This is a genomic window from Gemmatimonadaceae bacterium, assembly GCA_035606695.1.
In the GTDB taxonomy this organism is placed as follows: domain Bacteria; phylum Gemmatimonadota; class Gemmatimonadetes; order Gemmatimonadales; family Gemmatimonadaceae; genus JAQBQB01.
In genome coordinates, this window is record DATNEW010000043.1 from 34,903 (window position 1) to 58,361 (window position 23,459).

The following is a 23,459-nucleotide window of genomic DNA, read 5'->3' on the forward strand; positions in this document are numbered from 1 at the left end:
GGGCGCTGGGCGGTGGGCGGTGGGCGAAACGGCAAAGGGCGACGGGATCTTCTCCGTCGCCCTTTTGCTTCTACGCCCATCGCCCATCGCCCACCGCCCATCGCCCAGCGCCCACCGCCCAGCGCCCAGCTACCTTTCAGCATGCTCAGCCCCACCCCCGATACGCCGCGGCGCATTCGCGCGACGACCATTCTCGCCGTGCGCCGGAACGGCCGCGTCGCCATCGGCGGCGACGGCCAGGTCACGGTCGGTGAAACCGTGATGAAGTCGCACGCGCAGAAGGTCCGGCTGATTCGCGGCGGCAGGATCGTCGCGGGCTTCGCCGGCGCGGCCGCCGACGCGATGACGCTGTTCGAGAAGTTCGAGGAGAAGCTCGAGCGGTATCCGGGCAACATGCCGCGCGCGGCGGTGGAGCTGGCCAAGGACTGGCGGAGCGACCGCGTCCTCCGGCGGCTCGAGGCGCTCTTGATCGTCGCCGACAAGGAGCACGGGTTCATCGTGTCCGGCACCGGCGAGCTGATCGAGCCCGACGACGGCATTCTCGCCATCGGCTCCGGCGGCTCGTACGCGCTCGCCGCGGCCCGCGCCCTCGTCGACAACACGGAGCTCGAGGCCACGGACATCGTCAGCCGCGCGATGAAGATCGCCGGCGACATCTGCATTTATACTAATACTAATATATCAGTTCTGGAAACAGTCTGATGCGGCGGTAATTGGACACGCATGTCGTCAACTCGCACGCAACAAGCGCTCGCGCGGCTCGCGGATCTCACGCCGCGACAGATCGCCGCGGAGCTCGATCGATACATCGTCGGGCAAGCCGAGGCGAAGAAGGCGGTCGCCATCGCGCTGCGCAACCGGTGGCGGCGCCAGCGCGCGCCCGAGTCGATTCGCGAAGAGATCTCGCCCAACAACATCATCCTGATCGGACCCACCGGCGTCGGGAAGACGGAGATCGCGCGCCGGCTGGCCAAGCTGGCGGGCGCGCCGTTCATCAAGGTCGAGGCTTCAAAGTTTACTGAAGTCGGCTACGTCGGCCGCGACGTCGAGTCGATGGTCCGCGATCTGGTCGAGAGCGCCATCGACATGGTCCGCTCCGAGCGCGAATCCGAAGTGGAAGAGCTGGCGCACGATCGCGTCGACGAGCGCTTGCTCGATCTCTTGCTCCCTCCGCCGGCGACCGTGTCGGCAGACGCCCAGCGCCCAGCGACCAACGCCCAGCACGAAACGCCCAACGCCCACCGCCCAACGCAAGACGACGGCCTCAACGTCTTCCTCGTCTCGCCCACCGGCACGGTTGTGAAGGAACAGGCCGACCCCGCGCAGGAGCGATACAAGCGCACGCGCGACAAGCTCAAGCAACTGCTGCTCGACGGCAAGCTCGAGGATCGCGAAGTCGAAGTCGAAGTGCCGCAAACGGGCCCGATGCTCGACGTGCTCGCATCGCAGGGCGGCCAGGAAGGCATGGACAACATCTCCGAGATGCTCAAGGAGATGCTGCCCAAGCGCAAGAAGAAGCGCACGGTGAAGGTCTCCGAGGCGCGCCGTATCCTCTTCGAGCAAGAGCTCGAGAAGTTGATCGACCTCGACGACGTCACCGCCGACGCACTCGAACGCGTCGAGAAGCTCGGCATCATCTTCCTGGACGAGATCGACAAGATCGCCGGCGAGCGCTCACAGATGGGCGGTCCCGACGTGTCCCGCGAAGGCGTGCAGCGCGACCTGCTGCCGATCGTCGAAGGCTCGAACGTGCAGACGAAGTACGGCATGGTGAAGACCGATCACGTGCTGTTCATCGCCGCCGGCGCGTTCCACGTCTCGAAGCCAAGCGATCTCATTCCCGAGCTGCAGGGCCGCTTTCCGATTCGCGTCGAGCTCAAGGCGCTCACCGAGCAGGACTTCATTCGCATCATGACCGAGCCGGAGAACGCGCTGACGAAGCAGTACGCCGCGCTCGTCGAGGCGGACGGCGCGAAGCTCGAGTTCGGCGCGGACGGGATCGCCGAGATTGCGCGCATCGCCGCGATGGTCAACGAGCGCATGGAAAACATCGGCGCGCGCCGGCTGCACACCGTCATGACGACGCTCCTCGAGGACGTCTTGTTCGACCTCCCCGATCGCGGCAGCGAGAAAATTTCCGTGAATGCCGACGTCGTGCGCGATCGATTGAAATCGATCGTCGAGGACGAGGATTTGAGGAAGTATATTCTGTAGCGGGCGTGTGGGCGTATGGGCGCGTGGGCGTATGACAAGCCTGGCGCGTTGACGCCCGTTCGCCTCGACGCCCATCCGCCCCGACGCCCCGACGCCCACCATGCACCGCGACTTCCTCGCCATTCCCGATTTCAGCCGTGAAGAGCTCGAGAATCTCTTCGCGCTCGCCGAACGCATGCGCGCCGGCAAGTACGACAAGAAGCCGCTCGCCGGCAAATCGCTGGCGATGATCTTCATGAAGGCCAGCACCCGGACCCGCGTCTCATTCGAGGTCGGCACCTTCCAGCTCGGCGGACACGCGCTGTTCCTCTCGCCGCGCGACGTGCAGCTCGGACGCGGCGAACCGATCGCCGACACGGCACGGGTGCTGTCGCGCTACGTCGACGGCATCATGATCCGCACATTTGCGCACCAGGACATCGAGGAGCTCGCGCAATACGCGGACGTACCGGTCATCAACGGTCTCACCGACCTTGTCCATCCGTGCCAGGTGCTCGCCGATCTTCTCACCGTGCGCCAGCATTTGGGTGGGATCAGCGACAAGAAGTACGCATGGATCGGTGACGGCAACAACATGGCGAACTCGTGGATCAACGCGGCGTATCGCTTCGGATTCGATCTCGACATCGCGTGCCCGCAAGGTTACGAGCCGGCGGATCACCTGCTCGAGCGCGCGCAGAAGGTCGCAAAGGTCCGCGTGGTGCGCGATCCAATGGAAGCGGCGCACGGCGCGCAGGTCATCAACACGGACGTCTGGGCGTCGATGGGCCAGGAGCAGGAGCAGAAGGAGCGCGAACGCGCGTTCGCGGGCTTCACCGTGAGTCCAAAGTTGATGAAGGAAGCCGACAAGAACGCCATCTTCCTGCACTGCCTCCCGGCGCACCGCGGCGAAGAAGTGTCCGCCGACGTGATCGACGGATCGCAAAGCCGCGTCTGGGATGAAGCCGAGAATCGGCTGCACGCACAGAAGGCGGTGATGGCGGCGTTGATGGGCGGCGAACAGCTCTGACGGAGGAATCGTGGCACGTGTGACAGGCGTGAAGGCCGGCGATCCGGCTCCTCATTTCGAGTTGCACGACGACCAGAACCAGCCGGTGTCGCTCTCGAGCTTTCGCGGCCGGCCCGTCGTATTGTTCTTCTACCCGAAGGACGACACGCCCGGCTGAACGCTCGAGGCGTGTTCCTTTCGGGACACCCTCCCTCGGTTCGAGGGACTCGACGCGGTGGTGCTGGGCATCAGCCCCGACACCTGGCGCAAACACCGAAACTTCAAGAAGAAGTACGACCTCACGTACACGCTACTCGCCGACGATCAGCATGCGGTCGCCGAACGCTACGGTGTGTGGGTCGAGAAATTATTCTGGGGCAGAAAGTACTGGGGCGTCGCGCGTACGACGTTCGTCATCGACCGCGAGGGTCGCGTCGCGAAGGTATTCGAGAATGTCGAGCCCGAGAATCACGCCGTCGAAGTCGCCGAGGCGGTCGCGGCATTGAAACTGCGCTGAAGCGGGCGTATGGGGGCACGGGCGCCTGAGCGTATGACCCGCTGACGCCGATGCGCTCTTTCGTCCATACGCCTATTCGCCCACACGCCCATACGCCCATGAACCGCGACAACGACGTCCCGCTCGAGAAGAAGCTCGACGACCTCTACGAGCTCATCGACGGAATCGAGACCGCGATGATCACCACGCGGCGCGACGACGGACAGCTCGTCTCGCGCGCGATGCAAACGCAGCGGCGCACCGCCGGCTCGGATCTGTGGTTCATGACGAACGCCGAGTCCGAGAAGTTCGAGGAGATCGCCAAGGACCCGCACGTCAACGTCGCGTACTATCGCGATCGAACGCGCGAATGGGTGAGCGTGAGCGGGCGCGCGATTCTCTCGAAGGACCGCGACTTGATCGACTCCCTCTACAAGCCGGACTGGAAAGCGTGGCTCGGCGACATGGGCGACGGCAAGCGCGACGGCGGCCCGCATGATCCGCGTATCGCGCTCGTGCTCGTCGAAGCGGACAGCGTCACCTACTCGAAGAACAACCGTCCGATGCCGATCGTCCTGTTCCAGGTCATGAAGGCGATGGTGACGGGAGAACCGCCCAAAGTCGCCGACCTGCGCGAATTGCGGAAGGAAGAACTGAAGCGCGCGATGGAAGGCTGACCGTCATCCCGAGAGAGCGAAGCGATCGAGGGATCTAACGTCACGGTAGAACGGTATAGTGGACCGCCCTCGAGCCGTGATGCTAGATCCCTCGCTTCGCTCGGGATGACAACCTGTCAGGTGTTATTTCTTCGGATCGAGAATCTCTCCAATCCGATGGTCGACGCCGAGCAGATGCAGCCGCGTCTCGCGATCGGCCGCCTTGCCTTCGGCCGCGCGCACCTGCTCGCGCAGCGACACCAGCTCGCCGCGAATCTCCGACCGCGCATCTTCCGACAGCGTCACGACCGGAATGCCGAACGCCGCCGCCTGCGCGGCCAGCGCCGGGTTGAGCTGAGCGTTCAGCTTGTTGTTCATCTGCGTGAGATAGTTGTTTTGCAACAACCGGCGGTAGGCGTCGACCTTCGGCGCCCCCGTGTAGATCTCCGACCAGATGCCATGCTGGAGCTCGTCGAGCATTTCCGCGAGCGTGTACACGTCACGCGGGTTTTTCGCCGTCGCGCTCTCCTCGATCAACTGATTGAGCCGCTGATCCTGGAGCACGGACTGGAGCACGCGATTCTGCGCGTTCCCGATACGTGTCAGCATGCCGTTCGCTTCGATGCGCGAGGCGATGTCCGGGCGAATCAAGTAGGTCGGCGTGGTGAACACACTGTCATTCAGGAAGTGCATCGCGGCGCGCTGCCGCTCCTTGGACAACGCCACGTATACCGGCCCGGGCTGCGATCCGGACTTGAACGTTTCCGTACCGCCGCCGATCATCGTCGCCACGTGGCCCGCTTCGGTCGCCCACTGGCCGACGGTGCGATCGTACAGCGCCTCGAGCAGCGAGTTGTCTTCATCGGTCCGCGTGCCCGCGGGCAGCACGTAATTCATGACGCGCGCGATGTTCCTGAAGCCAAGGCCCGTTGCCTTCACGGGATCCGCATCGCCGACGGCCTCGTTCAGCGTGCCGTACTGGCCGAACGGATTGAAGCCCGCAAAGCGGAGCCACGGAATCGTATCCTGCTGGCGAATCCATGACTCGAGCGTGGGACGCTCTTCATCCGGCGTGCGCGCCTGCGGAATGGGCTTGTAGCCCCACATGATCGAGTATTTATCCCACGGACCGACGCGCGGCAGGATGTCGTTCAAGTCGACGTTGTCGCCGGGCTGCGCCACGTAGTTCATGCGCGAGTAGTCCATGATGCTCGGACTGTGCCCCATGCGATGCGTCCACGACGGACTGCGCAGCGAATCGATCGGATAGAGCGAGCTGCCGATCTGATCGTGCTGCAGGCCAAGCGTGTGGCCGATCTCGTGCGCGACGCCAAACTCCACGAGCTTTCCCATCAACGAATCAGGGAAGGGAATCGTGCGTGCGCGCACGTCGAGCGGCGAGGCCTGCGTGAAGTACCAATACTCCATGAGCTCGATCAGGTTGTGAAAGATCATCGACGAGCCGTTGAGCGTCTCACCCGTGCGCGGGTCCTGCACGCTCGGACCGACGGAGTTCTCGACGGTCGACGGCAGCCAGCGGACCATCGTGTGGCGAATGTCCTCCGGTGACCAATCGGGATCGTTCTTCGGCGCTTCGCCGGGAATGATGCCGTCCTTGAAGCCGGCCGCCTCGAAGGCCGGCTGCCAGTCGAGGATCGCCTTTCGAATCCATGGCTTCCACTGCTCCGGCGTGTCCGGATCGACATAGTACACGATCGGCTGCTTCGGATAGCAGAGATTGCCGTCCTTGCGATCCGAGCACTCGAGACGCCAGCGTTCGATGTAGCGTTTGCGTTTCGCCACCTGCTCGTTCGTGCTGAAGTCGACGGTGCCGACGCTGAAGAAGCCGATGCGCTCGTCCGCGTAGCGGGGCCGCATCGGATGTTCGGGCAGCCGCACGATGCTCCAGTGCGCGACGACGCTCTGCGGCGACCGCTGCGCTCCAGGCGTGATCGGTAAGCCGGGAATCGCCGGGCCGCCGGCGGGCGTTCCGGTCTGCGTCGCTTCGACCTCGACGTTGTCCGGGAACGCGGCAAAGCGCTCGACGTACGACCGCGTTGGATCGATGCCGTTCGGCGCCGGATTGCGAATGGCCGCAAACTCCGGAATGTTCGTCGTGAACAACCGCGTCACGTCGATGACCGCGGCGCTGTCCGGACCGTACGCATCGACGTTGAACACGGCGATGATAGGTCCATAATTAGAATTTTCTACCGAACGATAGACCGAGGTTCCGGTGTCCGCCGTGATCGCGAACGACGGCGACCGCAGGATGACGCGATTGCCGTTGCGCTCCCAGCGCAGCGTCCGCGACGCGAACTGGTCGCCGGCATACTCGCCGAAGCCCGGTGAGCCTGGCCCCGGCGTCTGATTCCCGGCGGCCGCACGCGCGAGGCGGCCTTCCACCAGCTCGTCCGTGTTCAACTCCTTCGACGGAATCTCGAAGTACAATCGGTCGCCGACGCGATGCACCACGAACAGGCCGCGCTTCGTCATCGACCCGGGTGTAATGACGCGGTTATAAGGGCGCGGCTGTGCCGGCGCCCCGGGAATGCCGCCGAGCGCGAGCCCGCCGCGCCCCGCGGTGTCCTGTCCTTGGCCGGTGCCGCCTGGTACTGGAGCTCCGGGAGCTGGTCCACGGCCGGCACTCGGCGACGGCGCGACGGGCTGCGGCGCCGTCGCGGCTTTCTGGGTGGTACAGCCCGCGACGACCATCGCCGTCGTCGCCAGGGCTGCAATGCGGTTTTTCATGAGTGTGTAGGAAAGGGTAGGATCTGAACCTCGCTTTCCACACGAACCCGCGCAACTCGCTTTACAACTCGCTCAGCGGTTCACCCACCAACTCGCTGTCACGAGGACGATGTTGTCCGGCCGCGCCGCGAGCAGTGCCGATCGGTCGCGTCCAAGCTCGAGATCGCCGAACGCGGCGCTCGCCGGACCGCGATACGCCCCCGACGCAAGGAACGGCCGCGCGTAGAGCTGGAGCCGTGTCGCTGATCGCGGTGACCACTGGGCGTGGTTATGAGAGATGTTGAACGACGGCACGAACGCGCGCAGCGGCCCCTGGACGGGCGGCGAAGTCGCAACGTTCTGTGCCCGTGTACCTTCAAGCAGCACCTCTACCCGCACGCGACACCGCCGGATGGGTCCGGGCGATGTCATTGACGCGTCACCGATCTACCCCTCGATCTGTCGCTTTGGCATATTCCTGACATGACAACCACCGTCCCTACCACAGGCGCCGCCGCTCTCAAGCGCACGCCGTTCTACGACAAGCACGTCGCCCTTGGCGCGAAGATCGTCCCGTTCGCCGGATGGGAGATGCCCGTTCAATACGCCGACGGATTGATGGCCGAGCACAAGGCGGTGCGCGAGCGGTGTGGCGTGTTCGACGTCTCGCACATGGGCGAGTTCATCATTCGAGGCGATCGCGCCGTCGATTTCGTGAACTACGTGACGACGAACGACGTCGCCGCGCTGGTGATTGGCCAGGTGCACTACTCGGGCATTCTCAACGACCGCGGCACATTCGAGGACGACTGCCTCGTCTATCGCTTCGCCGACAAGCTCATGATGGTCGTGAACGCCTCGAATCTCGAGAAGGATCTCGCGCACATCTCGCGTCACGCGGCGCGCTTCGGCGTGACGATCGAAAACGTGAGCGACGACATGGGCTTGCTCGCGCTCCAGGGTCCGCGTGCGGCATCCATTCTACAGACGCTGACCAAAACGGACCTTTCAGCGATCGGCTACTATCACTTCACGGAAGGCGAAGTGGCCGGCATGCCGATGATCATCTCTCGCACGGGCTACACCGGCGAAGACGGATTCGAGCTCTATCACGACGTGCGGTATTCATCGAAGCTGTGGGACGCGCTGATGGCCGCCGGCGACGTCACTCCCGCCGGCCTCGGCGCGCGCGACACGTTGCGCTTGGAGATGGGGATGGCGCTGTATGGAAACGACATCGACGACACGGTGACGCCGCTCGAGGCGAATCTCGCGTGGCTCGTGAAGCTCAAGAAGGGCGAGTTCGTGGGCAGCTCCGTGCTCAACGAGCAGAAGGCCAACGGCATCAAGAAGAAGCTCGTCGGATTCACCCTCGGCGACCGCAGCATTGCGCGGCATGGATATCCCGTGTTTGCGAATGGTGCGGCGAGCGGCGTGGTGTGCAGCGGCACGATGAGTCCGACATTGGGCATTCCGATCGGCACGGCGTATTTGCCGGCGGAGCTCGCGAAGGAAGGGAACACCTTCGAGGTGGAGATTCGCGGCAAGCGGGTGCCGGCGACGGTGGTGAAACCGCCGTTCTATAAGGAGGCGTCGCATCTGTGAGGGGCGTCGGGGCGACGGGGCGATAGGGCGAAATGCGCATCGCGATACTGACCGTCTCTGACGCCGGTGCGCGCGGCGAGCGCGCGGACACCTCTGGCGACGCCGTCGCTGAATGGGCGGCTGCGCGCACGTATGCCGTGGCGGCGCGATCGCTCGTGCCTGATGACACCGTGCCGATCGTCTCTGCACTTACGCAGTGGTGCGATGCGGATGTCGCGGATCTCGTCATCACGACCGGCGGCACCGGACTCGGTCCGCGCGACACCACGCCCGAGGCGACGCGCGCCGTGCTCGAGCGCGAGGCCGAGGGCATCGCGGAGCGTATTAGAGTTTTGTCATTGACGACGTTTCCGCGCGCCGCGCTGTCGCGCGGCGTCGCTGGCACGCGTAAGAAAACTCTAATAATCAATCTGCCGGGTTCGCCAGGGGGTGTGAAAGACGGCCTCGCGGCCTTGGAGCCGATCATCGATCACGCCGTGGCCGTGCTACGCGCGGAGCGTTTCGATCATTAACGCCGCCCATACGCCCATGCGCCCATACGCCTGTACGCCCGCTGTTCAGACGCCCCGCCAATGAAAGTTTTGCTCACGTTGCAGGACGTCGAACCCGCCGTTCGCGTCAACGCGCTGCTCGAGCGCGAGGGCGTCGATACCGCGCTCGTGTCGCCGCTCGACGACATTCGCGCGGCGCTCAGGCGCGAGAAGCCGGACATCATCGTCTTCAGCGGTGAGCTGAGCGATCCCGCGACGCTCGCGATCCTCCGCGAGCAATTGTGGAATGGCGCGGCGGCGGTTGGTTTGGCCGACGTCGCCGACCCCGTGCAGCTCGAGCGGCTCCGCGCACTCGGCTTCGTCGATCTGTTCGCGAAGCCGGTGAACCCTGAAGAAGTCGTTGGCGCGCTTCGGCGCATTCTCGAGCGCCGGCGGCTGCAGCAGCTCACCGGCTTGATCGGCGAGAGCGACCGCATGCGCGAAGTCATGGTGCAGGTCGAGCAGATGGCGCCGGTCTCGAGCACCGTGTTGATCGAGGGCGAGAGCGGTACCGGCAAGGAGCTCGTCGCGCGCGCGATTCGCGTGCTGAGCAATCGCCGCAACAAGCCGTTCATCGCGGTGAATGTCGGCGCACTGCCCGAGACCTTGCTCGAGAGCGAGTTGTTCGGTCACGAGAAGGGTGCGTTCACCGGCGCCGCGGAGCGTCGATTGGGGCGCTTCGAGCTGGCGGACAGCGGAACGTTGTTTCTCGACGAGATCGGCGAGATTCCGAGCGCGACCCAGGTGAAGCTCCTTCGCGTGCTCGAGGAGCGCGAGTTCATGCGCGTCGGCGGCACGCAGCCGATTCGCGTGGATGTGCGGGTGATCGCGGCGACGAATCAGCCGCTTCGCGAGCTCGTGGAGGATGGCCGCTTCCGCGCGGATTTGTTTTATCGGTTGAACGTGCTTCGCATTTATCTGCCGCCGCTGCGCGAGCGCCCCGAGGACATTCCGATTCTCGTGCGACGGTTCATTCAGGATTATTCGACGCAGCACGATCGAGCGTTCCGCGGAATTTCGGCGGAGGCGATGCAACTGCTCGCCGGCTATCCGTGGCCGGGCAATGTGCGGGAGCTGCGCAATCTCATCGAGAGCATGGTCGTGCTCGCTCCCGATCACGAGATTCAGCCCGGCGATCTTCCGCGACACATCCGGGAAGGCGGGACCGCTCGGCTGCTGCCGGTGCATGTGGGTCCGGTCGTGCGCGGGCAGGAAGGTGCGGCGGGTCGCGAGCTCGAGTTCATCTTGCGGAGCTTGCTCGAGCTCAAGCTCCAGGTGGAGGAGTTGCGGCGTCGCATGGATGACGATCGCGGCCCGTTGCGCGATGGATGGATCGGCGAGGCGCGAGTGACGTCGGCTCCGGAGGGGCACGCCGTCGGCGCCGGGAATGGTTCGAGCTCGGGCGGGAACGGTCCGACCATCGGCGCGATTCATCCGCTCGATCAGGCGCCGCCGCCGAACGTCGTCACGATTACGCCGGGTACGACGATGGCGGACATCGAGCGCGCGGCGATCGAGGCGGCGCTCAAGGAGACGCGCGGCAACCGCCGTCGCGCCGCGGAGATGCTTGGGATTGGTGAGCGAACGTTGTATCGCAAGATCAAGGAATACCGGATGCCCGAGGAGGAGTATCAGCTTGATTAGTTTGATTTAATCTTGCGCGCCGGCCATATTGCCCGAGCCCTCAAAAAGCTCCCAGCCGGTCGACGCCGACCGTGACGACAATCGTTTGCTGTCGTCAATCCCGCGGACACTCTCCTGCCTTCCCGCTGGAGCCCTTCGTTGTCATTGCCAGCCAATAATTCCGCGCCCGTCGATTCGAGTTTGATCGCGGGAAGCGTTCTTCCTATCCAGCGCGCCGAGGATTTACTCGCGACGCTGCCTGGGGTCATTTCCGCGCGGATTGTCGCCGGCGCGAATGGCTCGGTCGAAGAGATTCACATCCTGACGACGACGGATGTGACGCCGAAGCAGACCGTCCGCAATGTCGAGAGCGCTTTGATCGCGCATTTGGGCATGCGGGTGAGCCACAAGAAGATCAGTGTGGCGATGAGTGATGATGCGAACCGTCCGGGTCGCGCGAGTCAGCCGTCGTTACAGCTGCCGACCGCGAGTGCGTCGTCGAGTGCGTCGTCGAGTGCGTCCTCCGCGCCGTCCGCGTCGAACCCTGCGATGGGAGCGACAGCCGCCGGCTCGGCGACGGGTGGGACGAAATCAGGCTCATCAGGCTCGTCGGGCTCATCGAGTAGCCCGGTGAAGCTCGAAAGCAGCTCGACGCTGTCATCGATGTCGTCCGTGACGGCCCCATCTGCGCCGACGAACGCGCAGCGCCGCCGCATTTACTTCGAGGATGTGGAGGTTCGTCGTTCGCGGAGTAAAGGTGTGGCGTGTCGTGTTACGCTGAGGAAGGGAGATCAGTCGTTTATCGGCGAGGCCGAGGGGCTCGAAAACGAACGTTTACGCATCGAGCTGGCGGCGCGCGCGGCGCTGGCTGCGATCAAGCAGGCGGAGAGTGACGATCGGGTGTTGGGGTTGGAGGGCTGCCGGACGATCGATGCGTTCGACAAGGAGTTCGTGTTTGTCGGCGTGACGACGCGGGTGGGCCGGGACACGTCGCTGATGACGGGGAGCGCGGAGGTTCGCGAGAGTCCGGAGACGGCGAGTGTGTTGGCGGTGTTGGATGCGACGAATCGGTGGTTGGATCGGGTGTGAGGCGTCTCGTCGGGTAGGCTGTGTTTGATTGAATTGATGCGCAAAGGTGACGGGTCGGACCCTAGCGGGCCGGCCTGTTCGGTTGTTTAGTAGGGTTGTGGGTGCATCGAAATGATGCGGGCGAGCGATGACGCTTGCGGTGCGGTGGCCGGCTGAGTGTGCGCCGGTTCGACGCACGAACAGGTTGGTGATCGCTGGCTGGCGCGAGGACGTGCCGCGGCGCGATGACGGTGATGCAGGTGTAGTTCCCACCTATTCGAATTTATTACTTAGAAAACTTAAAAAACGACCCCCTCCCTCGCTGAAGCGAAGACGAGCGGAGGACACTTCGGTCCGAGTAGTTGAGCGGAGCTCACTTTGGAGCACACGGCGACGTGTGACTGATGTACCAAGGGGGTGACGCGAGATGACCACGACACGCTGGTGGACTGGTATTCTTATTTGGGGCTGAGCGAGTGAAGGGGGTCTATTTTCAGATGAGAACACAGGTCAAGGTATACGTCGGATCCGTCGTGGCAATCGCGCTCTTGCTGAGCGGGGTTGTCGTTCGGACCGCCTCGACTGCCACCACATCGCAGGCAGTCGATGCCGTGATTCTTTGTGTTCTCGCTATCGCGGGCGAGTTGCTCGCGTATTCCGCTCCGCGCCGAGCTATTGGGTCAATTGGGTATATCCCGTATTTCGCCGCCGCGATCTTGGTGCCGAATTGGCTGAGCATAGCGACCGTAACGCTCATTCGTGCTACGCTTGAGGCTGGCTCGCAACGCGAAGGGATCAAGCGAACGCTGAATATCGCGTCGCATGCGATGATGCAGTCAGTCGTGATTTTGGTGTATCTCGGCCTCGGCGGAAAACCTCTGGCCGCGACGCCAGCCCATTCATCGCTTGCATTAATTGCGCGAGAATTCGGTACTCCGGCCCTTACCGCATTCGTCGCCGCGCTTTTCGTCAACAACTTGACGATCGTGACCGCGATCGCACTGTCGTCTGGTCGGAAGGTTCTATCAACGTGGATCGAGGTGGTGCGCGCGACAGTTGTCTTCGACCTAATCACGAGTCCGTTGATTTTCGTGTTCGCCTGGGTCTACGCTGCATTCGGTTCATTCGCCGCCGCGGCCATGTGGGTGCCGATTTTGGGTCTTCGCCAGGTGTATCGAGTTAATCTTGAGCTAGAACATACAAACGAAGAATTGCTCGAGCTGATGGTGAAGTCTCTCGAAGCGCGAGACCCATACACATCAGGTCATTCGCGACGCGTGCAGCATTACTCGATGATAATTGGGCGGGCAATCGGACTTCGGGACCGCCAAGTTGAACAAATCGGTCGGGCTGCTTTGCTGCATGACGTTGGAAAGATCTACGAGAAATATGCCCCGGTACTCGCGAAGGAAGACAAGCTGACGCAAGCGGAGTGGGCCATTATCCAAGACCATCCCGTCGATGGCGCGAATCTCGTCGCGACCATGTCGCGATTGCGAGACATGGTGCCGGCTGTTCGTCATCATCACGAAAACTGGGATGGAACAGGTTATCCCGATGGCGTGGCCGGCGAGCTAATTCCACTCGCGGCGAGGATCATTCGCTTCGCGGACACCATCGACGCGATGACCAGCCAACGACCCTATCGTGCGCCCATGACCGAGCACGACGTTCGTGCCGAATTAGTCAAGTGCCGAGGTTCGCAGTTCGATCCGATGATCACGGACCGGTTGCTATCAAGCCCACTGTGGTCGACGCTATTTGCGCCAAGCGCACCCGTGAGCGTTCCAAGGCGCGCGTCGCTAGCCGTAGTGTCATCCGGCCGACGAGCCAACCCGGCGGGTGTTCGCGGAGCGTAGCCGTGAGCGTGACGGCTCCCGTGTTAATCGGAATAATGCTCCTGCTGCACTAGCGGATAGGCGAATCCGGCACGATTCATTTCGCGCCTCAAGAGCGCTGAAATGGGAGTCGATGGGCGGCGATATTTGGCCAGGTACCGGTGAATTATGCGCGCGGCCGCAGGGTTGCCTTCCTGTTTCCTCACGACCATCGCCGCCACACTTGTTGCGCTGTCTGCACAATCGCCGAACTCAAAGTTCGGAATCTGATTTGCCGTGAGGTAGGCGACATCTTCTGCGGCAATGTTCTCGCCGCGATGTGTTCGGAGTGCGACGTTCATCGCCGACTCCCATACACGCGTACGAATATTGGGCGCGAAGCCCTGCGCCGAAACCGCCCGCAGTAGCGCCTCAAGGCGGGTGTACTCGTCCAGTAGCAGCGCGAGCTCGGCCCGATTAATGAGGTAATCGATTCCTACCGGGACCGACGCGTTTCCTCGCACTAGATCGTCCGCGCGCGTTAACCACGAGTGGCCATCGCTCACTCGTTCAAGATCGAAATTGAACCAAGACAGGCTTATTGCCAAACGAAACTGGGTTCGGATCAGACCAGCGCGCTCGGCGCTAGCGTATCCGGCTTCGAGCTCGGAGACAGCACGCCTTGCATGGCCAATGCGCCAGAATCCGCCCGCGGCTATGAATCTGAGTTGCGGAGCGTCAGGCGATTCCGTGTGTGAGGCTAGCGCGGACAGACCATCGGCCGCCGACAGCGCCCTCACGTGGTCTCCGAACGTGCTATGAAAGAGCAAACAACAACACAGCGCGAGACGTTCAGAATCGCCGGAATCAATCAACAGCAACGGATGCACAGCATCGAAAGCCTTTTGTGCAAGGCTGCTGTTCCGATAATAGTCCGCCAGGACGAGCAACCCAAACCCAGCTTCCAAACGATGGGCAACAGTTGCGTTGTTAGCGGACAGGCAGCGCCAAAGTCGCGTCTTAACTCGATGGTCAGGATGGAGCCGGAAGCCTGCCGTCATCAGCTGCGCCATCTCGACGTCATCATGCTGCGACCCGACGTTGTCGAGAGCGCCGTTGTCCATCAACGTCAGACCATTCACAACCACGTCTCGCTCAGACGCCTCGTGCGCGATCGTTACCCCTCGCGATGCGAGACTGCTACGCTGTGGCCCACTGCTGATCGACGCGGCTTTGAGAAGTAGTTCAGCGGCTTCGCGAGGTCGACCGATGGCAATTGAATGCCGAGCGCAGGCTTCGAATGTGCGAGCGGCTCGAACGTCCTCGCCGGCGCTCTGCCAGTGGTCCGCGCAAGCCCACAAGGTTGTGGCGTCCGGCGTCGTGTGCAGTTCGTTCTCCAACATTTGCGCTATCCCAAAGTGTGCGGCTTTCCTTGCGACAGGGGTAGCTGTCCGTAACACCGTCTCCGCCAACAGCCAGTGCGAAGGCCCGACAATGCCGGCATCCTCACGAAGAATGCGCCGTTCCTCGAGCTCGGTGAGGGCCTGTAAGACATCGGATAGCGGCAATTCAAGAAGCCGCAATAGCCGATCGAGCGTCGCGAAACGCCCGAGGAACACGCAACACTCGAGGAAGCGACGCGCCACGCCGCGTATCGGCTGTAGCCGTTGCTCAATTAGATCCTGAGTAGAACTCGGAACAACGAACCGTTCGCCGGTCGAACTGAAGTGGCTGACCAACGACTGTAGCACGAACGGGTTGCCGTCAGACGTCTTTTCCATCCACGATGCGAGACTGTCGTCGACCGTTCGCTCGGAGGAGCATCCGCGAATGAATGTGTAAACCTCCTTTGGGCTCAGCCGTTCAAGCGCAATATGTGTCGCGCTGGATGATAGCTGCCCAAAGCGGCCAAAGTCGGCAGCGTCGCGAGACGTGACAACAACGAGTAGACGACGTCTTGCATTCGCCAAGAGGTCGACCAGAACGCTGAATGATCGGCCATCGGTCCAATGCAGGTCCTCACCCACAATTATGATGGGATGCTCATCTGCTACGGCGTCGAGAATGTCTGCGACTGCGTTCGTGATCGCGGCTGATCGGCGCTCTGACTCCGCCTCTGCTACCAACTCACCGGAGCTGTCCACATCGAACTCGGTCAGTTTGCGGACGGCCTTCAACGCGCTCGGTGATGCGCCCAATGCGCCAGGGAGTGAGATCAGCTGAGGCACAAGTTCAGCGAAAAACGACATCGGCCGGATTCGATCGTGAGCGCGCGCCGACACTTTGGCTGTGCGCCATTCACCCAGCCGGGTAATCGCTTCAAACTCCTGGGCAAGTCGAGACTTCCCAATCCCCGGCTCACCGGTGATCACGACGCATTGTATTGCGCCGTCGCGCGCGCGCTCCCCACACTGACTGAGCTTGAGAATCTCCTCCGTTCGCGCCACGAACGGAGTTAGCGGTGGGCGACAGTATTCATGTTGAGCGCGCTCGCGAATGCGCCGACTTAGTACAGTCGCGGGAAGAGAGAGTGCCGAAGCGCCGCCGCCGACCTCCTCTGCATAGGCATCGAGCAGTTCGACGGCCTGAGCCTTCGCCCCACCAATCGCCAACATCTCCGCCAACACCAACGTCGCCTCTTCATTCAACGGATCCAACACCAAACACGCCCTCGCCGCCGCCTCCGTCTTTTGCCACTCGCCCGCCCGCTTCGTGCGCTGCACCTCCCTCAACAACGCTTTACAGACTTCGAATACCACCTTCGCTCGATACCCCTCATACCACTCCGCATACGCCTCCGAATGCCCCGGCGCATACCCGGGCAGAAACCCGCCGGCCACGGCCTCTACTTGCGCCGCGTCCGGCCGGTCCCGCTCGATCACTTCGCTGTAATCGCTCCGCACCGCTTCCGCCGCCAACTCGATCCCGCTCGCATCCGACCCGATCGGAATGCCCGCCTGCCGGCACCGATACACGATCTCCCGCAACGAATGCCGCGCATTGCGCTCCGTCTGATCGGGGAAAATCAAGTCGTGCAACGCCGCCTTCGATACGCGCCGGCCCCGCTCAGCCGACAAGTACAACAGCAGCGCGAACGTGCGCAGAGAGGTCGGCGTGAATTGTGTCGCCCTCGCTTCGATTCGCGCTGTTCCCAGTGTCCGCAAGTAGAGCATTGTCGCGTGTACCCCCCCCAAAGGCCGGCCTCGGTCGTTCGCGCCCGACCAACCTTGGCCCGGGGCGTCATGTGCGCGTCATGCGTAGGGTCTGGTATTCCGCGCGAGTCATTCGGCGAGCGTTGCACCGACCAGGCACTCGGCGCGCGGAGCGATGATGTCACCGCGACCGCGTCTGCGCCAGAGGCGGGGCCGGCGCCCATTAAAGCCCTCTAACAAAATCGCTCACGTCGCGCTAACGACGTGAGCGATCAGGCCGCGCTTCAATGAATCGTGATGGCGCCGACTCTCCAGAATCCCTGTGGACCCCATGGGTGGCGCGGCTCGCGGCCTCCTACCTCACGGCTCCCTGTCCCATCTCAAAGATCCGCTTCAGCACCGGAATGATCACGAACACGATCACCGCCACCACAACCACGATCGTCCCCATGGCGACCCACTTTTCCGTCGCCGATAAATCTCTCCACTGAGTACGAACCCGCCTGCCCGTCGGATCTGTCATGCGCGCCCCTCAATCATGGCTCCAATCGTGACCGGTCTACGGCCGCCCAGGCACCGTCACCAACCGCTCCGGCGACATCCCTTCCGCCTCCGCCTGGAAGTTGACCACGACCCGATGACTCAACACCGGCACCGCCATCGCATTCACATCCTCTAAATCGGGCACCGCCCGCCCATCCATCGCCGCCCTCGCCTTGGCGCCCAGAATGAGATACTGCGACGCCCGCGGCCCCGCACCCCAACTCACGTACTTCTTCACGAGCGGCGTCGCTTCTTCCGCGCCCGGCCGCGTTGAGCGCGCCAGTTTCACGGCGTAGCTCACCACACTCGGCGGAGCAGGGAGGCGCCGCACGAGATGCTGCAGCGCGAGCAGCTGCGTCGCATCGAGCATCGGCGCGATGTCCACCTCGCGATCGCCCGTCGTCGCCGTGACGATGCGCTCCTCCTCGTCGCGCGTCGGGTAGCCGACGGTGAGCTGCATCATGAAGCGATCGAGCTGCGCTTCGGGCAGCGGATACGTGCCCTCCTGCTCGATCGGATTCTGCGTCGCGAGCACGAAGAACGGTTCGGGCAGGCGATGCGTCTGCCCCGCCGCCGTCACGGCGTGCTCCTGCATCGCCTGCAGCAGCGCCGCCTGCGTCTTCGGCGGCGCGCGGTTGATCTCGTCGGCGAGCACGACGTTGGCGAAGATCGGACCTTTCGCAAACTTGAAAAAGCGCCGGCCCGTCGTGTGATCCTCTTCCAGCAGCTCGGTGCCCGTGATGTCGCTCGGCATCAGGTCCGGCGTGAACTGCACGCGCGAGAATTTGAGATCGAGCGCCTGCGCCACCGTTTGCACGAGCAGCGTCTTGGCAAGCCCCGGCACGCCGACCAGCAGCACGTGGCCGCCGGCGAGCAGCGCCGCGACGAGATTGTCCACGATGTCGTGCTGCCCGACGATCCGCCGCCCGATCTGGTCGATCAACGCCGTGCGCGCACGCGCCAGCTGATCGAGAAGCTCGACGTCCTGTGAATCATCGGCCGGCTGCTGTCGTGTTGCCACTCTCGTCCTCCGCCGCGTTCCTGCGATGGTTCCGTGCACTTGGAAACCGGAACCTAACGCGGCGAGCGACATGGACGTAAGACCGCGGGGGCGTCTCACCTGTCTGCGCAGCGTAAAACACGCACGACGCACAAAACAAAACGGCCGCTCATTGAGCGGCCGTCGAATCGATTATCGAGTTACCGACTTACTGCATCACGAAGTCGACGCGCTGCTCGACGGGGAAGTTGCTGCTCCGCAACGTGGCGATCGCCGTGTACTTGCCGGGCTTCGCCGCACCCCACGTCTCCGAGTACTCCGTGCTCTCGCCCGCGCCAAGCTGCTTGTTGCGCACGCCCTGCGTGAACATGCGCCGCGCCGACCAGCGCCAGACTTCGCGACCGACGGAATCAACGACGACGAAGTCGTACGCTTGACCGTTCGGGAAATCGATTTCAGCGTGGCGGCCGCCCGTGTTGCGGACATCCAGCGCGAGCTTCACGACATTGTGCGAGACGGCGATGTTGAAGCGCGAATCGATTTTGGGAGGTGGAAGCTTCGACTTGTCCTTCTTGCCGTGTGGTCGCTCGGCAACGTCGGGAGCGGCGGCCGTCTGCGCGGCGGCGTGAGAAGCGGGCCCGACATGGAGCGGGAGGGCACTCGCGAGGCTCGTAGGGGCTTCGGAGTGCGAGCGCGGGCCGCACGCGAAAGCGAGCGCACCAGCACAGAGCAGCGAGATGATGAGTCGTGTGTTCATTTCCCGATTTCGGCGGGTCGGGGCGGCACGATGGTGAGCGCGGCGCCGCTCACAAATCATGCAAACGCCAACTTATCAACCCCGAGACGAATAGTCAACGTGAAGGGTAACAGCCAAAGTATCGGCACGTCTGAGACTTAGATCACTAGCCGGTTTCTTCGGCGTGTCTTCGGTTCTGGGCCGTTCTTCCCACCCGCCAAACCTTTGAGAAATTTTTCACAAGGACTTTGCGAAAAATTTCACAAGCGCCTAAATTCTCCCCCAGCGGAGGATGAAATGCCGGACGGAAAACGCCTCGGCGGAGCAGGACCTCGAGCGCCCGGACCAGCTCAAGGACTCGGCGGCGCCGAGTTCGCGGGGTTGGGGCTCCAGTTCGCGCTGGCCATCCTCCTCTTCGCCGCACTCGGCGCCTGGCTCGACCGGCGGCTCGGCTCCTCACCGTGGCTTCTCCTCGTCGGTGTGTTGGTCGGCGCCGGCGGCGGCTTTCACTCGATGTATCGCAAAATCACCGCGGCACAACGCCGCGACGCGGAGGCGCGCAACGCAGCACGCGCGGCCCGTCAAGAGAATCGATAGGTGCAATCAGCGGAGCATGGCCACGTGACACAGCGGGTGTTGGCGAGACAAACGGCAATGACGATCGGAGTGGTGCTCGTGGTCGGAGCATTGCTGTCGCTCGCGTTCCGCAGTCCCGGCGACGCGGCCGCGATCTGGCTCAGCGGGCTGATCGCGGTTGCCGTGCAGTTCGCCGCCTTTGGCCTGAGCGGCATCGCCGGCCGAGGAAACCTGATGGCGCGCCTGGGCAGCGGCGCGCTGATTCGGCTGTTCGCTCTGGTGATCTATTCGCTGATCGTCGTGCTTGCGCTCAAGCTGCCGGCGGTCCCGGCGCTCGTCAGTCTCGCGACGTTCTTTTTCTTCTCGACGTTGATCGAACCTTTGTTGATCAAATCATGATCTTCCGTTCCCGTATTGCTGCTTTGCTCGTCGCCGCGGGCCTGATGGCCGCGCCGGCGGCCGCTCACGCGCAGGATGCCGCCGCGCAGGTTCAGAAAACTGAAAGCGTGCCGGGCCCCGCGCAGATCATCATGCCGCACATCACGGACTCGAAGAAGATCGATTATCCGTGCGTGCGCGGACTGCGCGAGTGGGCGTGCGAGGGCGAGTTTCCGCCCATTCGCTTCACCGTGGCCGGGCACCAGATCGATCTCAGCATCACGAAGCACGTCTTCTTCCTGTTCGTCGCCGGCGTGTTCAGCCTCGTGTTGCTGCTGAGTGTGGCGTCGTCGCATCGCCGGCATTCGTCGGAATCCGGACGGCCGAAGGGGTTCGCGGCCGGCATGGAAGCCGTGATCCTCTATTTGAGAAATGAGATTTACATGCCGGTCCTCGGGCACGGCGGCGCCAAGTTCGTGCCGTTCTGCCTGACGCTGTTTTTCTTCATCGCGTGGTGCAACCTGCTCGGCCTCATGCCGTGGGGATCGACGCCGACGGGCAACGCCAACGTCACGGTCACGCTGGCCATGATCACGTTCTTCGTCGTCGAGATCGCCGGTATGCGTGCGCTCGGCAAGGGCTACATCGGCACGCTGATCTACTGGCCGCACGACATGCCGTTCATCATGAAGGCGCTGATGACGCCGATCATGACGCCGATCGAGATCGTCGGAAAGATCACGAAGCCGTTCGCGCTCACGGTGCGTCTCTTCGCGAACATGATTTCGGGCCACGTCATCATTCTCGCGCTGATCGGCCTCGTGTTCATGTTCGGCGTGAAGACGAGCTTCATTGCGCCGATCGGCATGGCGATCGGCATCATGCTGCTCGAGATCCTCGTCGCGTTCATTCAGGCGTTCATTTTCTCGCTGCTGGCCGCGGTGTTCATCGGGCAGATTCGGACGGCGCATCATTGATTCGCTTTGCGAATCAATGATGCGTCTCATGTGAAGCGCGCGGGGCCCCGGCCCCACGCGGCACACTCCGAGAGGAGTGGATGGTTTGCAAGACCGGCTCGTCGTCGCTCCAGGCGAGCCGGACCCAGTAACCAGGCGAATGCCTGGTGATGTTCGCTGAGCCCCGGGGCTCGTTGGCGAACGGCGTCCTTTGCAGGTCGATCGGCGCGGAGCACTGAAGTTCACGTTGCAATTCTTTGGAGAACCATCATGACGATTCTTCCTCTCTTGCAGGCCGCTGCCGCCTACACCAAGGAGTACACGGGTGCGTGGGCGATGCAGGGTGCCGGCATTGGCGCCGGTCTCGCGTCGATCGGCGCCGGACTCGGCATCGGCCGCATCGGGGCGGGCGCGACTGAAGGCATGGCGCGTCAGCCCGAGATCGCGGGCACCATCCAGACGGGCGCGCTGATTCTGTCGGCGCTCATCGAAGGCGTCGCGCTGTTCGCCGTCGTCGTCTGTCTGCTGATCTGGACCAAATTCTAGTTCGTGCACGGTGAGGCGGTCCCGGGACCGTCTCACCGTCTCCCACATGATTTCGAGATTTCTCATGCGCACGCTTTCACTGTCGACCGCCCTGCTGCTCGCTCCGGCTCTCGCCTTCGCCCAGGAAGGGCAGGCCGCGCCACAGCCCGGCCTGATCAACATCCAGTTCAACCTGATGTTCTGGACGCTGGTGATCTTCGGGCTGCTCTACTTCATCCTCAAGAAGTTTGCGTTCGGCCCGATCACCGCGGCCGTCGACGCGCGCGAGAAAGCGCTCGAGGAGCTCATCGAAGGCGCGAAGCGGGATCGCGAAGCCGCGGCGCAACTCGTGCGCGAGCATCAAGCGGCGATCGAAGCCGCGCGTAACGACGCCCAGCGCCTCATCGGCGAAGGCCGCGCCACCGCCGAGAAGATGCGGTCGGACCTCCTAGAGCAGACGCGCAAGGAGCAGCAGGACATGCTCGAGCGCGCCCGCCGCGAAATCGAAACCGAGAAGGATCGCGCGATCGCCCAGCTGCGTCGCGAAGCGGTCGAGCTGGCGCTCGCGGGCGCGAGCAAAGTCATCGAGCAGAACCTCCAGTCCGACGCCAACCGCAAGCTCGTCGAAGGCTACCTCGCGTCCATCGGCTCGCTCAAGGTCACCCAGTAATGCGCGAAACCACGATCGCCCGGAACTACGCCGAGGCGCTCCTCGAGCTCGCCCGGAGCGCGAACGACCTGCGCGGCTGGGGCGAGATGATCGACAGCGTGGCGAACGGCATCGAGTCCGATCGCCGCCTGCGCGTGTTCCTCGAGTCGCCGCGCGTGAGCGCGCAGCAGAAGAACGAGATCTTCCAGAAAGCGTACGGCAACTCGCTGCCGCGAAACTTCGTGCGCTTCCTGCAAGCGCTCGTGAACAACCGGCGTCAGATGCTGATCCCGGTGATTGCTCACGAGTATCACGATCTCGTCGACCAGGTCGAAGGCCGCCTGCACGCGTCCGTCACGGTCGCGCGTGAAGCGGACGACAACGACCGCCACGTCATCACGCAGCAGCTCTCGCGCGCGCTGGGCAAGGATGTCGTGCCGCACTTCCACGTGAATCCGTCGATCCTCGGCGGCGTCGTGGTCCGCGTGGGTGATACGGTGCTCGACGGCTCCGTGCGTCGCCGGTTGTCGACCCTTCGTTCGAAAATGCTCGGGACGCGCTAGCTCGCCCGGTAGGAGATCGAAAACCCTTCGGCCACGCGCGCCATTCGCTGATCGAGCGTCCACAGTCGCGCGCGGCCGAGCAGGCAGCCGGCGAGAATCTGCGCGTCGGTCCAGCCGATGCCGCGGCCCATGAGCTTTCTCCGATCGATGAGGTGCATCACCTCGTCGAATGACGCGACCGGAACACGCGGCAGCGCCGCCAACAGATTGAGGACGTGCGCGCGGTGTTTGAGCCCCCCGCACGCGAGCTCGCCGACGACGCAGTCGTGGACCGCGATCACGCCGTCGTCGAGGCGCCGACCGAACGGCTCGTAGCCGCGACGCAGATGATCGATCCAGACCGACGTGTCGGCGACGATCACCTGCGCGGCTCGGCCACCGCGGCCACTCTGCGGCGCGGGATGTCCTCGAGATCCGGGTCGGACCCGCCCAGCGCCGCCAGGCGCCGCGCGCTTTCGCGCGCGATGAGGGCGCGCAGCCCGTCGTGTACGAGCGCCGTCTTCTCGGTAATCCCGGTCAGCGTGGACGCCTTCGCGACCAGCTCATCGTCTAGAATCATGGTGGTCCTCATGCATATGAATATGCACGCAAGATGCATATGACGCAAGGTGCTACGGTACAGTGCGGTCGTGGCGCCGACTGGCCATCACCGAA

24 protein-coding genes are annotated in these 23,459 nt (G+C 63.4%); 16 read left to right on the forward strand and 8 right to left on the reverse strand.

Features of this window, described 5'->3' with window-relative positions:
- Positions 1 to 141 precede the first annotated feature (141 nt).
- The 5 genes from hslV to VN706_22885 all read left to right on the forward strand — a co-directional run bounded on the left by hslV (position 142) and on the right by VN706_22885 (position 4,375).
- Entirely contained in the window at positions 142 to 702 is a 561-nt protein-coding gene (gene hslV, locus VN706_22865; GenBank protein HXT18487.1) for an ATP-dependent protease subunit HslV, read from the forward strand.
- Between the two features lie 21 nt (positions 703 to 723).
- Complete coding sequence (gene hslU / locus VN706_22870; GenBank protein HXT18488.1) at positions 724 to 2,214, forward strand: ATP-dependent protease ATPase subunit HslU; 1,491 nt, start codon at positions 724 to 726, stop codon at positions 2,212 to 2,214.
- A gap of 100 nt (positions 2,215 to 2,314) precedes the next feature.
- Entirely contained in the window at positions 2,315 to 3,223 is a 909-nt protein-coding gene (gene argF / locus VN706_22875; GenBank protein ID HXT18489.1) for an ornithine carbamoyltransferase, read from the forward strand.
- Between the two features lie 28 nt (positions 3,224 to 3,251).
- Positions 3,252 to 3,719, forward strand: coding sequence for a thioredoxin-dependent thiol peroxidase (bcp, locus tag VN706_22880; GenBank protein HXT18490.1), 468 nt, complete (start codon positions 3,252 to 3,254; stop codon positions 3,717 to 3,719).
- Between the two features lie 98 nt (positions 3,720 to 3,817).
- Entirely contained in the window at positions 3,818 to 4,375 is a 558-nt protein-coding gene (locus VN706_22885; protein HXT18491.1) for a pyridoxamine 5'-phosphate oxidase family protein, read from the forward strand.
- Positions 4,376 to 4,498: 123 nt separating this feature from the next.
- On the opposite strand, the gene VN706_22890 is transcribed toward VN706_22885, so the two are convergent.
- Together VN706_22890 and VN706_22895 are read right to left on the reverse strand one after the other, a co-directional pair.
- On the reverse strand, positions 4,499 to 7,105 hold the full coding sequence (locus tag VN706_22890; protein HXT18492.1) for a zinc-dependent metalloprotease: 2,607 nt from the start codon (positions 7,103 to 7,105) through the stop codon (positions 4,499 to 4,501).
- Between the two features lie 72 nt (positions 7,106 to 7,177).
- Complete coding sequence (locus VN706_22895; GenBank protein HXT18493.1) at positions 7,178 to 7,516, reverse strand: hypothetical protein; 339 nt, start codon at positions 7,514 to 7,516, stop codon at positions 7,178 to 7,180.
- Between the two features lie 51 nt (positions 7,517 to 7,567).
- Between VN706_22895 and gcvT the strand changes: the two genes are divergently transcribed.
- From gcvT to VN706_22920, 5 genes are all read left to right on the forward strand, one after another.
- A complete protein-coding gene (gene gcvT / locus VN706_22900; GenBank protein HXT18494.1) occupies positions 7,568 to 8,689 on the forward strand; it encodes a glycine cleavage system aminomethyltransferase GcvT in 1,122 nt (373 codons plus the stop codon).
- A gap of 32 nt (positions 8,690 to 8,721) precedes the next feature.
- On the forward strand, positions 8,722 to 9,201 hold the full coding sequence (locus VN706_22905; GenBank protein ID HXT18495.1) for a MogA/MoaB family molybdenum cofactor biosynthesis protein: 480 nt from the start codon (positions 8,722 to 8,724) through the stop codon (positions 9,199 to 9,201).
- 60 nt (positions 9,202 to 9,261) lie between these two features.
- Positions 9,262 to 10,863 (forward strand): sigma-54 dependent transcriptional regulator, encoded by a 1,602-nt coding sequence (locus tag VN706_22910; GenBank protein ID HXT18496.1) that lies wholly within the window; start codon positions 9,262 to 9,264, stop codon positions 10,861 to 10,863.
- Between the two features lie 138 nt (positions 10,864 to 11,001).
- A complete protein-coding gene (locus tag VN706_22915; protein HXT18497.1) occupies positions 11,002 to 11,931 on the forward strand; it encodes a hypothetical protein in 930 nt (309 codons plus the stop codon).
- A 512-nt stretch (positions 11,932 to 12,443) separates the two neighbouring features.
- Positions 12,444 to 13,769 (forward strand): HD-GYP domain-containing protein, encoded by a 1,326-nt coding sequence (locus VN706_22920; protein HXT18498.1) that lies wholly within the window; start codon positions 12,444 to 12,446, stop codon positions 13,767 to 13,769.
- A gap of 23 nt (positions 13,770 to 13,792) precedes the next feature.
- On the opposite strand, the gene VN706_22925 is transcribed toward VN706_22920, so the two are convergent.
- From VN706_22925 to VN706_22940, 4 genes are all read right to left on the reverse strand, one after another.
- Entirely contained in the window at positions 13,793 to 16,900 is a 3,108-nt protein-coding gene (locus tag VN706_22925; GenBank protein ID HXT18499.1) for an AAA family ATPase, read from the reverse strand.
- Positions 16,901 to 17,234: 334 nt separating this feature from the next.
- The gene (locus tag VN706_22930) at positions 17,235 to 17,402 is read right to left on the reverse strand and encodes a hypothetical protein (GenBank protein HXT18500.1); all 168 of its coding nucleotides are present in this window, start codon (positions 17,400 to 17,402) and stop codon (positions 17,235 to 17,237) included.
- Positions 17,403 to 17,438: 36 nt separating this feature from the next.
- Complete coding sequence (locus tag VN706_22935) at positions 17,439 to 18,443, reverse strand: MoxR family ATPase (GenBank protein ID HXT18501.1); 1,005 nt, start codon at positions 18,441 to 18,443, stop codon at positions 17,439 to 17,441.
- Positions 18,444 to 18,630: 187 nt separating this feature from the next.
- Positions 18,631 to 19,179 carry a BsuPI-related putative proteinase inhibitor gene (locus VN706_22940; protein ID HXT18502.1) on the reverse strand — a complete coding sequence of 183 codons (549 nt, stop codon included), beginning with the start codon at positions 19,177 to 19,179 and terminating at the stop codon, positions 18,631 to 18,633.
- Positions 19,180 to 19,455: 276 nt separating this feature from the next.
- Here VN706_22940 and VN706_22945 point away from each other — a divergent pair, with 276 nt between their 5' ends.
- From VN706_22945 to VN706_22970, 6 genes are all read left to right on the forward strand, one after another.
- Positions 19,456 to 19,755, forward strand: coding sequence for an AtpZ/AtpI family protein (locus VN706_22945; protein HXT18503.1), 300 nt, complete (start codon positions 19,456 to 19,458; stop codon positions 19,753 to 19,755).
- A gap of 57 nt (positions 19,756 to 19,812) precedes the next feature.
- Positions 19,813 to 20,133 (forward strand): hypothetical protein, encoded by a 321-nt coding sequence (locus tag VN706_22950; GenBank protein HXT18504.1) that lies wholly within the window; start codon positions 19,813 to 19,815, stop codon positions 20,131 to 20,133.
- On the forward strand, positions 20,130 to 21,089 hold the full coding sequence (atpB, locus tag VN706_22955; GenBank protein HXT18505.1) for a F0F1 ATP synthase subunit A: 960 nt from the start codon (positions 20,130 to 20,132) through the stop codon (positions 21,087 to 21,089). Before VN706_22950 ends, atpB begins: the two co-directional genes overlap by 4 nt.
- 249 nt (positions 21,090 to 21,338) lie before the next feature.
- Positions 21,339 to 21,614 (forward strand): ATP synthase F0 subunit C, encoded by a 276-nt coding sequence (gene atpE / locus VN706_22960; GenBank protein HXT18506.1) that lies wholly within the window; start codon positions 21,339 to 21,341, stop codon positions 21,612 to 21,614.
- Positions 21,615 to 21,678: 64 nt separating this feature from the next.
- Positions 21,679 to 22,263 (forward strand): F0F1 ATP synthase subunit B, encoded by a 585-nt coding sequence (gene atpF, locus VN706_22965; GenBank protein ID HXT18507.1) that lies wholly within the window; start codon positions 21,679 to 21,681, stop codon positions 22,261 to 22,263.
- A complete protein-coding gene (locus VN706_22970) occupies positions 22,263 to 22,805 on the forward strand; it encodes a F0F1 ATP synthase subunit delta (GenBank protein HXT18508.1) in 543 nt (180 codons plus the stop codon). Before atpF ends, VN706_22970 begins: the two co-directional genes overlap by 1 nt.
- On the opposite strand, the gene VN706_22975 is transcribed toward VN706_22970, so the two are convergent.
- Positions 22,802 to 23,167: a type II toxin-antitoxin system VapC family toxin gene (locus VN706_22975; GenBank protein HXT18509.1), complete on the reverse strand. Its 366-nt coding sequence runs from the start codon at positions 23,165 to 23,167 to the stop codon at positions 22,802 to 22,804. The two genes, VN706_22970 and VN706_22975, sit on opposite strands and share 4 nt — an antisense overlap.
- Complete coding sequence (locus VN706_22980; GenBank protein HXT18510.1) at positions 23,164 to 23,364, reverse strand: type II toxin-antitoxin system VapB family antitoxin; 201 nt, start codon at positions 23,362 to 23,364, stop codon at positions 23,164 to 23,166. The genes VN706_22975 and VN706_22980 overlap by 4 nt, the downstream gene beginning before the upstream one ends.
- Between the last annotated feature and the right edge of the window lie 95 nt (positions 23,365 to 23,459).